Below are 12,938 nucleotides of genomic sequence, written 5' to 3'. Positions count from 1 at the left end.
TATTATCGTTCCGCGTGCTTCGCGTGATTTCCTTCCGTGGCAAAAAGAGTCTGTAGTTGTTCACATGCGCGTTCGACGTCTCGACAGTAAATGACGGGTACTCTCGCGTCAATCGGTCGATCCGTGACGATGGCTACTGCACCATTTCGGATGGCGGCCCTCACTAAATCGACGCCACGTTCATTGATTGGGCGCTTGCATATATATAAAAACATTTTATTTATTTTTTCTGGTGTCGTTCCGATTCCGCGAATTGTCATTTCTTCCGGGTGATCGAGATAGGACCAAGATAAAACAGAATCAAGTGTTGCTAGTACGTCACGCAATGTCCGCTCTTGCATCATCGTTCTCCTTCCTTGCATGAACTCAATTTCACTAGTGTACCCGATGTTTGTGAAAAAGAAGTGAAAAGCGTTAAGAGTACGATTAGACGGAGAAATAGGCGGGTTTGAGTATAGAACAAGTAGGAAAAAGAGTTTTTATACGCACAATAAGAAAGGATGAATAAGATGAAACAGTACGGTAAATTTGGAATCATGATTGCGGTCTCGACATTCCTGATGTATTGGCTCATGTATTTGAACGTGTTTCAGTTCAATCATATCTTCTTTAGTCAGACGAGGTTGTACATGGCACTCATCATGGGATCGGTCATGGCGTTCGTCATGCTTCTCTTCATGTGGGGGATGTATAAGAACAAAACAGTTAACTTTATCATCCTAGGGGTCAGTGCTCTCGTCTTCAGTGCCTCACTCTGGCTCGTTAGGAGCCAGACGACCGTCGATGATGTCAGTTGGATGAAAGCGATGATCCCTCACCACTCGATTGCCATTTTGACAAGTGAACGCGCTGAAATTGAAGACCCACGCGTGAAAGAATTGTCTGAAGAAATCATCAAGGCACAGCGCCGTGAAATTGAAGAGATGAAGCGATTGATTGAAGATTTAGAGGATGAAGAGGAGAACGCCGAGGAAAATCGTGAGTAACAGACATGCACAGTCGAAAACGGCTGTGCATTTTTTGTATGTTGAAAAGGAAAAATAAAGAAAGTAAGTTATAATTTGTTTTCCTTTATTTGAAATATAAATGACATATTTGTCGGTTCGTTTTGGTGGTAAAATTTTTTCAGTTAGATAATATAAAAAATAAAAATTTAAATACATAATTGAAAGGATTTACCATAACATGAAACGAAAGATGCTCTCCCTCTTCTGTGCAGTCTTACTCACCATGGTAATCTTCACTCCAGCCGGTACGCCTGCTGAAGCGGCGACCACGTATTATGTCAAAATCACGACCAACAGCTTAAACGTCCGTTCAGGCCCAGGCACGACGTATGCGATCGTCGGCAGCGCGAAGTTAGGACAGTCATTCAAATACCTCGGCGTGAGCGGGGGATGGACGAAAATTAACTTCAACGGCACATCTCGTTACGTATCGAGTACATATGTGAAGAAGTATAGTATCTCCACGCTTTCAACGACATCGACTGCGAAAATGATCATCCCGACAAAAGGGACGTTGACACAAAAGTATGGTCCTGCGAGCGGGCAGTACGGTTATACGTTCCATAACGGCGTCGACTTGGCTGCTCCAAGAGGAACACCGGTCATGGCAGCCGCGTCTGGACAAGTCATTGTCTCCCGAAACTACGGGGCGTACGGGAATCACATCATGATGACCCATCAGTTAAATGGCCAAACCTACATTACGGTATACGCACACCTCGACCGCCTCCATGTCGTCAAAGGACAGACGGTCGCGAAAGGCGCGACGATCGGAGCCATCGGAAATACCGGCAACTCGTTCGGAAACCATCTCCATTTCGAAGTACACCGGAACAGCTATGTATATAGCAGTTCAGCTCCTGCCAACAGTATCAATCCATATACGATGTTTTAACGCAAAAGCACGCGCTCCTCAATCGATGGGGGCGCGTGCTTTTTGGTTAGTGGATCGTTGTTCGTTTGTTTCGTCCGAGTTGGTTGGCAACGATGAGGCTCGCGCCAAGAACGACACCGAACACTAATCCGAATAAGTTGTTGAAGAGTAACATGAGGATGATCCCGAAGACGAGACCGATACTCATGAGGCCAATCCGATCAAACATAGTGAATCCCCTTTTCTGTAGTTGTGCACCTCAATGATTACCCGAGAATTTCAAAGAAAGAACACCGACGAAATGGATCGATTGATTCATTATACGTGTTTGTCCGAACTAGGTTTCGTTTTGTAGAAACTATAGAGAACGCTAATCAAGATGACGAGAACGATTGTCCCGAGCGACATCCAGATCGGCATCTTGTACACATCACCTAAAATCATCTTCGCCCCGATAAAGACGAGCATGAAACTGAGGCCGTGCTTCAAGTAATAGAAGCGGTCGATCAAGTTGGCGAGAACGAAGTAGAGACTACGAAGTCCAAGAATCGCCATGATATTCGCATAGAAGATGATATACGGGTCACGCGAATACACGAAGCTCGCGGCGACCGAATCGACGGCGAAGACGATATCTGACAACTCGATGAAGATGAGCGCGATGAAGAGCGGTGTGAAGAACAACTTCCCGTTGATCCGTTTCGTGAACTTCCCAGATGAAATGTCTTGTGTGATCGGAAGGCGTCGTTCGAGCCAACGAATCGTCTTATTTTCTTCAAGTGACTCGTCTTTCCCGATATTTTTATACATCACCCAACCCGTATAGACGAGGAACGCTCCGAACACGTAGTACACCCAACCGAAGTTTTCTAACAACGATACCCCAGCGACGATGAAGACGGCGCGGAAAAGAATCGCTCCGAGAATCCCCCAGAACAACACTTTGTGCTGATACTTGAGCGGGATGGCGAAGTAGGCAAAGACGAGCGAGAAGACGAACACGTTATCAATCGCGAGTGCCTTCTCGATGAAGTATACGCTCGCATATTCCGTCGCGGCCGTACTGCCTTGCGTGTAGAACAACCATCCCCCGATTACGAGGGCAATCCCAATCCAGACAAACGTCCATGTCCATGCCTCGTGGAGCGAGACTTCGTGTGCCTTGCGGTGGAACACCCCGAGGTCAAGCGCGAGCATGAAGATGACGATGAGTAAAAACCCGATGAGTAGGGTCAACAACAATTCATCCTTTTAAGTTCATATGAACCTTTATATCGTTAATTTAAGTTCGAATGAACTTAAAGTCAAGTGTTATTTTGTTATCGAGTTAATTGCATGTAGAGAACGGGAATATATTCTGAAGCATGAGAAAGGGGATGGCCGCATGAAATATTTAGTCACCGGAGCAACGGGTAAACTAGGCTCAAAAATTGTGGAGGAGCTACTCAAATCAATTGATACGAGTGATTTAGCTGTCAGTGTACGGAATCCAGAGAAAGCCGCTTCACTCAAAGAGCGCGGGGTCGATGTGCGACATGGTGACTTCGATCAGCCGGACACACTCGATGAAGCGTTCAAAGGTGTCGAGCGTCTGTTGATTATCTCGGCAGATGGTGATAACGACACGCGAATTCGTCAACATACGAACGCGGTCGAGGCGGCAAAACGGGCTGATGTTTCATTCATCGCCTACACGAGTCTCGCCGATGCGACAGACAGTGAGAACTTGATGGCACCTCCACACGTCGTCACCGAGGAAGCAATCGTGGAATCAGGGATACCTTACGCGTTCTTACGGAACAACTGGTACTTAGAGAACGAGTTGTCGAGTATGCAAGCAGTTGTTGACGGGGCACCGTGGATCACGGCGGCTCGGGACGGGAAAGTCGGTTGGGCACTGCAACAAGATTATGCAGAAGCTGCGGCGAATGTCCTGTTGAAAGAACAGCAGGAGAGTGCTGTCTATGAATTGTCTGGACCACTTCATACCCAGCAAGATCTTGTAGACGCACTCAGTGAAGTGTTAGGCCGTGAAGTGATGATGCAAGAGCTGAGCCTCGAGGCATACGAAGAGACGATGCGTGGGGCAGGGATGCCCGATGACCTGGTCGCACTTCTTGCTGGCATTCAACGAAGCATCCGTCAAGGAACGCTCGAGATTCACGAGAGCGACTTTGAACCGGTTCTCGGACGTCCGGTCACACCGCTTCAAGAAGGAATTCGTCAATTACTCGATCGATAATACAAATGCCCCCGACCGCTTGGTCGAGGGCATTTGTATTACGTGCGTGATGCGTGATCTTCGAGTTGTGTCGTCACATCTTCAAGTACGTTCGCCGTGATGGCAAGACGGTCTGACATCGAACTGAGCTCTTTTTGGACGGCGACCTGTTCTTCCGTTGCGGCGGCCACGTGATGAATCTGTTGTTGCAGTTCGCTTGAAGCGTGTTTCGTTGATTCGAGGCGTGTTTCGAGCGTCTCCATCTGCGTGGTCACGAGTTGTCTCGTTTCTTGAATCGACGCGATTTGTGCATCGATTTCGGACACGTCTTCAGTGAGGCGACCGAAGACGGCCGTCACGTCATTTGTGACGGTTTGACAGTTCTCTGTTGCTTGTTTGAAAAGGTGAGCCGATTTCGACACGACCGTCGTATCATCCATCAATCCACCGAGGACACGGGTCATCTCGGATGCATATTCGCGTGACTGGGCGGCGAGCTTCCCGACTTCAGAAGCGACGACGGCAAAGCCACGACCAGCTTCTCCGGCACGAGCCGCTTCAATGGATGCGTTCAAGGCGAGCATATTCGTCTGTTCACTGATTGAGCCGACTTGCTGCAAGATGCCTTGGATTTCAGAGGAACGATTCGTCATCGTTGCGACGATCTGCTCGAGTTGCTCGGATTCCGTGATGATTTCATGTACTTTTTCTTCCATGAGACGCATATCCGTATTCCCAGAGAGGGCGTCTTTGGCGATGCGGGAAGAGGCTGCTGCCGTTTGCGCCATCCGTTCCTGGATGAGTGCTGTCAGGGAACGAATCGATTGAATTTCATCAGCCCCTTGCACCATGGAAGCTTGTTGGGACGAGGCGTGCGCGACAATCGGGTCGACCGTGATGGCAATCTGTTCACCAGATTCGAGTGACTGGTTCGCAGCCGATTCGAGTTCTTCCGCGTGACTATTTAAGGACTGAACGAGGGAACTGACGTCTTGAATCGCTTGTCGCAATAACTGTCGCGTCTCCTGCTCGTGCGCCTTGACACGTTCCGTCTCTTTGTTGCGGAAATGAATCTGGGCGACGAGTACGGCACTGAGCAGAATCAAGTACACGGCGTGGACGAGCAGTAGGCTAAAAGGATAATCGCTCGTCCCACAGATGAGTGCCGGGAATAAAAAATATCCCGCCAAATGTTGAACTGCGAAGATGCCTGCACTATATAAAATCAAGTCGATTCGACGCATGAACGACAAAATCGCCAAGACGACAAAAATCGAGAAGTGATATTCAACGAGTCCTTGTCCACCGGCGACCGTCGAGATGCTCGCGAAGGTGAGCGTGAGCATCATCCAATACGGGAACGTTTTATCTTCTCTTTTTAGGCTGACGAGCATCATTCCGAAGAAGACGAGTGGGAGTGCGAAGAGCACCCACGTCACACTTGAATACACATAGTCATCTGCGCCGTTTCGTAAAATCGTATACGTATAAGCAAATTCCGTGAAACGGTGAAGCAAATGGACGACAACCGACGTCATTACAATCAATAACGTCGTCAACAACATCAACTGATTTCGTTTCGTAAAACTCATGTTTCTTTCCTCACATTCTCGTTTTCATTTGTTGTAGCTCTATACATATCGGAAGAAGTTCACAGAAGTTTATTCTATTTACACATTCACGGCACAAAAAAAGAGCATGATGCTCCTTTTCATGAGTTTTCAATTCAACCCAAGCCACTTTTTAACAGGCTCACGGAAGATATATGTGACAACAATCAACCCGGTGAAGACGAGCGCGGCGATGAAAATCGTGGTGACACTACCTGAAGCGAGGCTTGCTCCAAGAAAACTATAAGCGAACGTACCTGGAATCATGCCGAGCACGGTCGCCGGGACGAAGGCACGGAAACGGACGCGTGAGATTCCGCCGGCGTAGCTGAGTAAGTCAAAACTGACGAGCGGGATCAGTCGTAGGACAAATACATATAAAAACCCCCGGCGCTCCATCTGGGTGAACAGTTTCTCTGACCACGGATAACGGTCAACATTGATAACCGAGCGACCGAAAAAGCGCCCCATAACGTAACCGGTCGTCGCAGCAGCGGTCGCACCGATGATGATATAGAGGACTCCTGGCCATACGCCGAACGCGAGACCGGCTCCAAGTGACAGCACAGATGTCGGTAAAAAGGCGACCGGCCCGATGGCATAAAGGAAAATAAAGAAGAGTGGACCCCAAAATCCAAATGACAAGACGATGTCCCGGATGTCAGACGGACGCAACTCATAATGGAAATGAGTGATATAAAACAACGTGCCGAACACGAGTAAAAACAGAGTGATTTTTAGCCAACGTGGCATGAGGCGTCCCTCCTTTTTTCTAAGCATACCGTAAACTCAGCTCATGAAAGAATACGAATGTGCGAAAAAACCGAAGCGTTAGCCTCGGTTTCTTTCATAGCGCTGAATCCATTCCTCGACAGTCATCTTCTCGACGAGTTCCCCAACTAAGTCAAACGGGATCCGTTTCACGTTATTGAAGCGAATACAGCTTTTGCCCATATCGAGCTTTGTCGGGACGCGATTCGCATACTCCCGTTCGAACCAAGCGATTAATTCAGGGTCAGCGTAAATGCCCATGTGATACAGTCCGACATGGCGCTTTTGCGCGATTACACTGATAAACGGGAGTGGCGTCCCCGGTGTGACATGATACCCGGACGGATATCGATCGAGTGGAACGACGTAATGGACACCATGTCCGTCCGTCGTTTTTTCAAATCCGCCAGGTAAATGATCATCGATGACCTCGAGCAGATGAATAAATGAATCGAGCCGTGCCTCGTCGACGAGTGTCGTCACGTCCATCATGATTCGCCTCCTCGTAAAATCTTCTCCATTTTCTTTCCTTTTGCCAACTCATCGATGAGTTTGTCCAAATAACGGATCTCACGCATGAGTGGTTCTTCCACGTTCTCGACACGGACCCCACAGACGACACCTTTGATGAGGGCGCGGTCTTCATTCAGACGAGGTGCTGAAGCGAAAAACGTATCAAAATCGACTTGATTGGCTATCTGACGTTCGAGTCCGGTCTCATCGTAACCGGTCAACCATTCGATGATGGTATCGACTTCTTCCTTCGTCCGTCCTTTGCGTTCGGCTTTGGCGACGTAGAGTGGATAAACGCTCGCAAAGCTCGTCGTGTAAATACGGTGTGCCATGTGTCTCCCTCATTTCGGTCCTATTTTCTTTATTTTCTCATATTTAGATCGACGTGGGTTACACCCATTCCATAATCCCGTTCAAATCTTTATAAATCGCATCCGGGTTAACATCGAGCTCCTCGAACGGCAAGTCATTCCGATTGATCCAGGCCGCGTGGAAGCCGAAGTTTTTCGCCCCGGCGATGTCCCATCCGTTCGACGATAAGAAGAGCACCTCGTCACGACGAAGACCGGACGTCTTGAACCAATGCATATAGGCGGCTGGCGTTGGTTTTGGTTGTTTGATGCCGTCGACGCTGACGACTTCATCGAAATAGTCGGTCAGTCCGGCGTTTTGAAGCAATACCTCGAGCATCTCGTCCGTCCCGTTCGAAAGGATGACGGTCTCCACGTCATGCAGCTCTTTTAGGACCGACTCGACCTCCTCATACGGGGTGAGGTGCGCATACGATGCAATCAGATGTTGTTCGATTTCATCCGTCGCTTTTGCGTCATGCACGTCGAGCGCGTAACGGAGTGCGTCCCGGGTCACTGTATCGAAATCTTCATATCGTCCCATCATGTGCCGCCAAAAGAAATACTCAAGTTGTTTCGTTCGCCACACTTGACTGATAGCTGCTCCTTTTTCAGGGAACTCTTGTTCACAGGCATCTTTTACAGAATGGACGTCGAATAATGTGCCGTATACGTCAAAGACGATGGCTTTGATCGTTGGTTTCATAAAAACATTCCTCCTTCTGTGTCGATATACCCGTCTTGTTCAGAATATAATAGGAGAAAGGGGGACATTATGTATATTCCAAAACAATATTCGGTCAAAGAGCGAGCTGAGATTTACGCGTTTCTCGATGCCCATCCATTCGGTACCATCGTCACGCATGATGGGGACAAACCGATTGCGACGCACGTTCCTTTACGATTTGACGAGGTGAACGGTCAACTGACGACTCACGTGTCAAAAGCGAATCCACAGTGGCGAACGATTGAAGAACAGACGGTCCTCGTCATCTTCCAAGGTTCGGACGCATATGTGTCAGCATCCTGGTACGGGCACGAAGACGTATCGACATGGAACTATCAAGCCGTACACGTGTATGGGCGTGCGACGATTCTCAATGAAAACGAGTTGGTTGAGGAACTAGCAGGATTACTACACGAGCATGAAGGGGAACGTGAGCATGCAGTGCGTTGGGATACATTATCAGAACCAGTAAAGCGACAAATGCACGGTGTCGTCGGATTTCGGATTGAGATCACGGACATGCAGGCGACGTTCAAACTAAGTCAAAATCGAAACGATATGGATCATGAACGGATTGTATCAGAGCTTGAAAAACAAGATGAACCGATTGCTGATGTCATGCGACGCCATCGGGAGTTGTAATCAACCTGTCCTAAAACGGCAGGTTTTTTCATATTTCTTTACCGAATAGCGGTTGACATGACTTAAGAGCAGGTCTATACTCATAACTGATAATGATTATCAGTATCGACAAAATACAGAGAAGTTCGAAAAGGAGAAAATCACGTGAACAACACATTCAAGAAATGGTTACATATGTTCATCTTTGTATCGGCATTTACACTCATCTTAGCCGGTTGTGGTTCGGAAGAAGCTGAGAACGCTTCCACGAACGAAGGGACGGAAGAATCGGCAGAAGGTTACCCCATCACAATCGAGCACGCATTCGGTGAAACGGTCATCGAAGAGAAACCGGAACGGGTCGCAACGATTTCATGGGGAAACCATGACGTCGCACTTGCCCTCGACGTCGTACCAGTCGGATTCTCAGCTGCGAACTATGGTGTCCAGGACGACAGCGGTATGCTTCCATGGACGGCTGAGAAGTTGAAAGCGCTCGGAGAAGAGAACCCGAACATCTATCAAGATACAGACGGATTAGACTTTGAAGCGATTGCGGATTCAAACCCGGACGTGATTTTGGCGGCCTACTCAGGCATCACGCAAGAAGACTATGACACGCTTAGCCAAATCGCACCGGTCGTGGCTTACAAAGAAACACCTTGGGTCACATCGTGGCAAGACATGGTTCGTTATGACTCACTCGCGATGGGACTTGGTGAAGAAGGCGAACAATTGATTAAAGACACGGAGCAGTTGATTACAGACAAGGCGACAGCCGTTTCTGAGATTGCCGGTAAAAAAGCCGCTTTCGTTTCGATGAGCGCGGAAGACCTTTCAAAATTCTATATCTATACGACGGGTGACCCTCGCGGTGCTTTCATTGAAGAGCTCGGGATGGAGTACCCACAAAACATTGTCGACGAAGCTGAAAAAGCAGATAGCTTCTATCTTGAACTCAGTAAAGAGAACGCCGACATCTTGAATGACGTCGACATCTTCGTCACTTACGGAAATGAAGACACGTTGAAGGCGCTTCAAGCAGACCCGCTCTACAGTAAAGTACCAGCCATCGAGCGTGGTTCGGTCGTCTTGATTGAAGACAACACACCACTCGCAGCGGCTGGAACACCGACGCCACTCTCAATCGAATATACGATTGATGAGTACGTCTCACGCGTATCGGATGCCCTTGCGAAAGTAAAATGATGCAAACACAAATCAAGCAGATGCACACGCCAAAGCACTTTCCGCTTCTCTTGATCGGAACGCTTGTACTGACGGTGCTGTGCATCGTGGCATCCCTTGCCTTCGGCTCACGAACAGTCGGGTGGAATGAACTGCTGGACGGTTTATTCCGTCCGGCTGTTCAGTCGTATGAGGCAGACATTGTCCGGGAGCGGGTCGTCCGGACAATCTTTAGTTTCATGTGTGGCGCAGCACTCGGTGTGGCGGGCGCACTCATGCAGTCGGTGACGCGTAACCCGATTGCCGACCCGAGCATTCTCGGGGTCAACACGGGAGCAGCGCTCGCCGTCGTCATCGGGATCGCGTTCTTCAACATCGCGACGGCGAGTGCGTTCATCTGGTTCGCGCTCATCGGGGCGCTATTGACGGCCATTTTCGTTTTCGGCATCGGTTCACTCGGAAGGGGAGGGGCGACCCCGCTCAAACTCGTCTTGGCGGGAGCGGCGACAAGTGCAGCATTATCGTCGCTCGTCATGGCTCTTATGATTCCACGCTCAAACGTCATGGATCAGTTCCGCTTTTGGCAAGTGGGGAGTGTCGGTGCGGGAAATCTGGATTCGATTTATACATTTTTACCGTTTCTTCTAATCGGTCTCGTGATTGCGGTAGTGACCGCACCTTCCTTGAACGCACTTGCGCTCGGGGAGGAGATGGCGAAGAGTCTTGGTGTTCGGACGGGGACATTGAAGTTGACCGCCTCGTTCGCAGGCGTGATTCTGTGTGGGGCTGCGACGGCACTCGCTGGACCGATTGGGTTTATCGGACTTCTCGCCCCGCACTTGATTCGACTCGTGCTCGGTCCGGATCAGCGTTATCTCATGCCGATGTCTGCTCTAGCCGGTGCAATTATTCTGACCTCCTCAGACGTCATCGGACGTTTGCTCGGAAGCCCGGGTGAACTTGAGGTTGGTATTGTGACGGCGTTCATCGGGGCTCCGATCTTGATTCTATTGACAATGAAAGTGAAAGTACGAGGACTATGATGCAACCAGCGATTGAACAAATCAGACAAGGTCGCATGAAGCGACGCCGTCGTTATGTTGGCATGACGCTTCTTTTGACCATCATAGCGGTAGCATTGAGCGGGTTGATGCTCATGTTGGGCAATACGATTTATCCCGTTCAAGATGTCATCCGCGTCTTGCTCGGGGAAGACGTAAAAGGAGCGACGTTCGCCGTAGAGGTACTTCGTCTCCCGCGTATGCTCGCCGGCGTCTTCGCCGGAGCGGCATTCGGGGCCGCGGGAACGATTTTCCAAACGATGCTCCGTAACCCGCTCGCCAACCCGAACGTCATCGGAATCACGACCGGTTCGAGTGCGGCGGCTGTCTTCTGTATCGTCGTCCTTCAGTCGAGTGAGGCCATCATCTCGATTGCCTCGATTATCGGAGGGCTCGTCACCGTGCTCGTCATCTATTTCCTATCCAAAGGTGCCGCGTTCTCCATTGGTCGTCTCGTATTAGTAGGGATTGGGATTCAAGCGATGCTCACAGCCGTTATCAACTATTTACTGCTCATCAGCCGACAAAACGATGTCGCGATGGCGATGCGATGGTTGACAGGAAGTTTAAATGGGGCGAAACTTGAGGAGTTGCCACCTTTAATCATCACGGTACTCATCTGTTTACCGATTGTACTGTTACTTACCCGTCAGCTTGAAATGCTCGAGCTGGGAGAAATGGCGGCGACAGGGCTTGGAATCAACACGAACCAGACCAGACTTCTACTCATTGTGGCGGCAGTATTCATGCTCGCCCTTGCAACATCGACAACGGGACCGATTGCGTTTATTGCCTTCTTGGCAGGGCCCATCGCGAAACGTCTCGTCGGAATGAACCATGCGGGAATCCTCCCAGCGGCGCTTGTCGGGATTATCTTAGTGCTCGCGGCTGACCTCGTCGGACAATTCGCCTTCACGGCACGTTATCCGGTCGGTGTCATCACCGGCATCATCGGCGCGCCTTATCTCTTATACTTGTTGATTCGGATGAACCAGAAAGGGGACTTCTAAATGGCAACCATTATGAAAGTGGAACATCTCACCTCAGGATACGAGGACAAGATGATTTTGAACGATATCAGCCTTGAAATTCCGAGCAATCAGATCAGCATCATCATCGGTGCGAACGGTTGCGGGAAGTCGACGCTACTGAAGACGATGGCACGCCTCATCAAACCGAGTGCCGGTCAAGTGACGCTTTATGACAAACCGATCTCGAAGATGGCACCGAAAAAGCTAGCGCGTATCCTCGGGATGTTGCCACAGTCCCCGGTCGTACCGGAAGGCATCACGGTCGCCGATCTCGTCGGTCGCGGCCGTTATCCGCATCAATCATTCTTGAAGGGGTGGACGAAAGCCGATTACGAGGCTGTCGCTGAAGCGATGGAGATGATGAACATCACCGAGTTCGCGGACCGTCCGATTGATGAGTTGTCAGGCGGACAGCGTCAACGCGTCTGGATTGCGATGGCACTTGCCCAACAGACGGACGTCCTCTTTTTAGATGAACCGACGACATATCTAGATATCACATATCAAGTCGAAATTCTCGACTTGTTGACGGACTTGAACCGAAAGTACGGGACGACGATCGTCATGGTGCTTCACGATATCAACTTGTCGGCGCGTTATGCGGACTATATCTTCGCACTCGATAAAGGGAAGTTGATTGCCGAAGGGAAGCCATCGAACGTCATCACGTGTGATTTGATTCATCGGGTCTTCAACCTTCGCTGCTCGGTCATGTGTGACCCGGTATCCGGTTCACCGTCCGTCATTCCGATTGGTCGTCATCACGTGCAGACAGAAACAGAAGAAGCGCCCGTCGCGCAACTTGAATTGGTATAACTACGTATAGAGAGTCAAGAAGGGGTGAGCGCTCCTTCTTTTTTTGTTCATTCATGAAAGCGTTTGTAAAAAGTCGTTGACTTCTCTTCGGGGTGGGTGTATGCTAAAAATCCTGCCTAAAAATGAGAGGCATGGGGACTGGCATCAG

16 protein-coding genes are annotated in these 12,938 nt (G+C 49.5%); 8 read left to right on the top strand and 8 right to left on the bottom strand.

Annotation, left to right across the window (positions count from 1 at the left end; genetic code table 11):
- Nucleotides 1-2: 2 nt before the first annotated feature.
- Nucleotides 3-341, bottom strand: a complete 339-nt coding sequence (locus KNO95_RS08315; RefSeq protein WP_214878670.1) for a hypothetical protein — start codon at nt 339-341, stop codon at nt 3-5.
- A 168-nt stretch (nt 342-509) separates the two neighbouring features.
- Here KNO95_RS08315 and KNO95_RS08310 point away from each other — a divergent pair, with 168 nt between their 5' ends.
- Together KNO95_RS08310 and KNO95_RS08305 are read left to right on the top strand one after the other, a co-directional pair.
- Nucleotides 510-986 (top strand): DUF305 domain-containing protein, encoded by a 477-nt coding sequence (locus KNO95_RS08310; protein WP_214703201.1) that lies wholly within the window; start codon nt 510-512, stop codon nt 984-986.
- Nucleotides 987-1,185: 199 nt separating this feature from the next.
- A complete protein-coding gene (locus KNO95_RS08305; RefSeq protein WP_214878668.1) occupies nt 1,186-1,902 on the top strand; it encodes a peptidoglycan DD-metalloendopeptidase family protein in 717 nt (238 codons plus the stop codon).
- Between the two features lie 46 nt (nt 1,903-1,948).
- On the opposite strand, the gene KNO95_RS08300 is transcribed toward KNO95_RS08305, so the two are convergent.
- Together KNO95_RS08300 and KNO95_RS08295 are read right to left on the bottom strand one after the other, a co-directional pair.
- Entirely contained in the window at nt 1,949-2,110 is a 162-nt protein-coding gene (locus KNO95_RS08300; RefSeq protein WP_161634144.1) for a hypothetical protein, read from the bottom strand.
- A gap of 89 nt (nt 2,111-2,199) precedes the next feature.
- A complete protein-coding gene (locus KNO95_RS08295) occupies nt 2,200-3,117 on the bottom strand; it encodes a TerC family protein (protein WP_214703203.1) in 918 nt (305 codons plus the stop codon).
- 148 nt (nt 3,118-3,265) lie between these two features.
- On the opposite strand from KNO95_RS08295, the gene KNO95_RS08290 reads away from it, so the two are divergent.
- Nucleotides 3,266-4,123: an SDR family oxidoreductase gene (locus tag KNO95_RS08290; protein ID WP_214703204.1), complete on the top strand. Its 858-nt coding sequence runs from the start codon at nt 3,266-3,268 to the stop codon at nt 4,121-4,123.
- A 38-nt stretch (nt 4,124-4,161) separates the two neighbouring features.
- Here the strand turns inward: KNO95_RS08290 and KNO95_RS08285 are convergent, their stop codons facing one another.
- The 5 genes from KNO95_RS08285 to KNO95_RS08265 form a co-directional block, all read right to left on the bottom strand.
- Nucleotides 4,162-5,694, bottom strand: a complete 1,533-nt coding sequence (locus KNO95_RS08285) for a methyl-accepting chemotaxis protein (protein WP_214878666.1) — start codon at nt 5,692-5,694, stop codon at nt 4,162-4,164.
- A gap of 129 nt (nt 5,695-5,823) precedes the next feature.
- The gene (locus tag KNO95_RS08280; RefSeq protein WP_214878664.1) at nt 5,824-6,465 is read right to left on the bottom strand and encodes a TVP38/TMEM64 family protein; all 642 of its coding nucleotides are present in this window, start codon (nt 6,463-6,465) and stop codon (nt 5,824-5,826) included.
- A 78-nt stretch (nt 6,466-6,543) separates the two neighbouring features.
- Nucleotides 6,544-6,975 carry a DUF1801 domain-containing protein gene (locus KNO95_RS08275; RefSeq protein ID WP_214878662.1) on the bottom strand — a complete coding sequence of 144 codons (432 nt, stop codon included), beginning with the start codon at nt 6,973-6,975 and terminating at the stop codon, nt 6,544-6,546.
- A complete protein-coding gene (locus KNO95_RS08270) occupies nt 6,972-7,328 on the bottom strand; it encodes a DUF2200 domain-containing protein (protein WP_214878660.1) in 357 nt (118 codons plus the stop codon). Before KNO95_RS08270 ends, KNO95_RS08275 begins: the two co-directional genes overlap by 4 nt.
- A gap of 58 nt (nt 7,329-7,386) precedes the next feature.
- Nucleotides 7,387-8,052, bottom strand: coding sequence for a haloacid dehalogenase type II (locus tag KNO95_RS08265; RefSeq protein ID WP_214703210.1), 666 nt, complete (start codon nt 8,050-8,052; stop codon nt 7,387-7,389).
- A gap of 69 nt (nt 8,053-8,121) precedes the next feature.
- Here KNO95_RS08265 and KNO95_RS08260 point away from each other — a divergent pair, with 69 nt between their 5' ends.
- From KNO95_RS08260 to KNO95_RS08240, 5 genes are all read left to right on the top strand, one after another.
- Nucleotides 8,122-8,715, top strand: coding sequence for an FMN-binding negative transcriptional regulator (locus tag KNO95_RS08260; RefSeq protein ID WP_026825158.1), 594 nt, complete (start codon nt 8,122-8,124; stop codon nt 8,713-8,715).
- Nucleotides 8,716-8,859: 144 nt separating this feature from the next.
- On the top strand, nt 8,860-9,903 hold the full coding sequence (locus tag KNO95_RS08255) for an iron-siderophore ABC transporter substrate-binding protein (RefSeq protein WP_353048123.1): 1,044 nt from the start codon (nt 8,860-8,862) through the stop codon (nt 9,901-9,903).
- Nucleotides 9,900-10,925: a FecCD family ABC transporter permease gene (locus tag KNO95_RS08250; RefSeq protein WP_214878658.1), complete on the top strand. Its 1,026-nt coding sequence runs from the start codon at nt 9,900-9,902 to the stop codon at nt 10,923-10,925. Before KNO95_RS08255 ends, KNO95_RS08250 begins: the two co-directional genes overlap by 4 nt.
- Entirely contained in the window at nt 10,922-11,953 is a 1,032-nt protein-coding gene (locus KNO95_RS08245; RefSeq protein WP_214703213.1) for a FecCD family ABC transporter permease, read from the top strand. The genes KNO95_RS08250 and KNO95_RS08245 overlap by 4 nt, the downstream gene beginning before the upstream one ends.
- Entirely contained in the window at nt 11,954-12,790 is an 837-nt protein-coding gene (locus tag KNO95_RS08240; protein WP_214703214.1) for an ABC transporter ATP-binding protein, read from the top strand. It abuts the gene before it with no gap.
- The last annotated feature ends 148 nt before the right edge of the window (nt 12,791-12,938 follow it).

The organism is Exiguobacterium sp. ERU653, from assembly GCF_018617775.1.
Classification (GTDB): Bacteria; Bacillota; Bacilli; order Exiguobacteriales; family Exiguobacteriaceae; genus Exiguobacterium; species Exiguobacterium marinum.
Note: the sequence above shows the minus strand (reverse complement) of the source record. Positions and strands in the feature narration are given on the sequence as shown.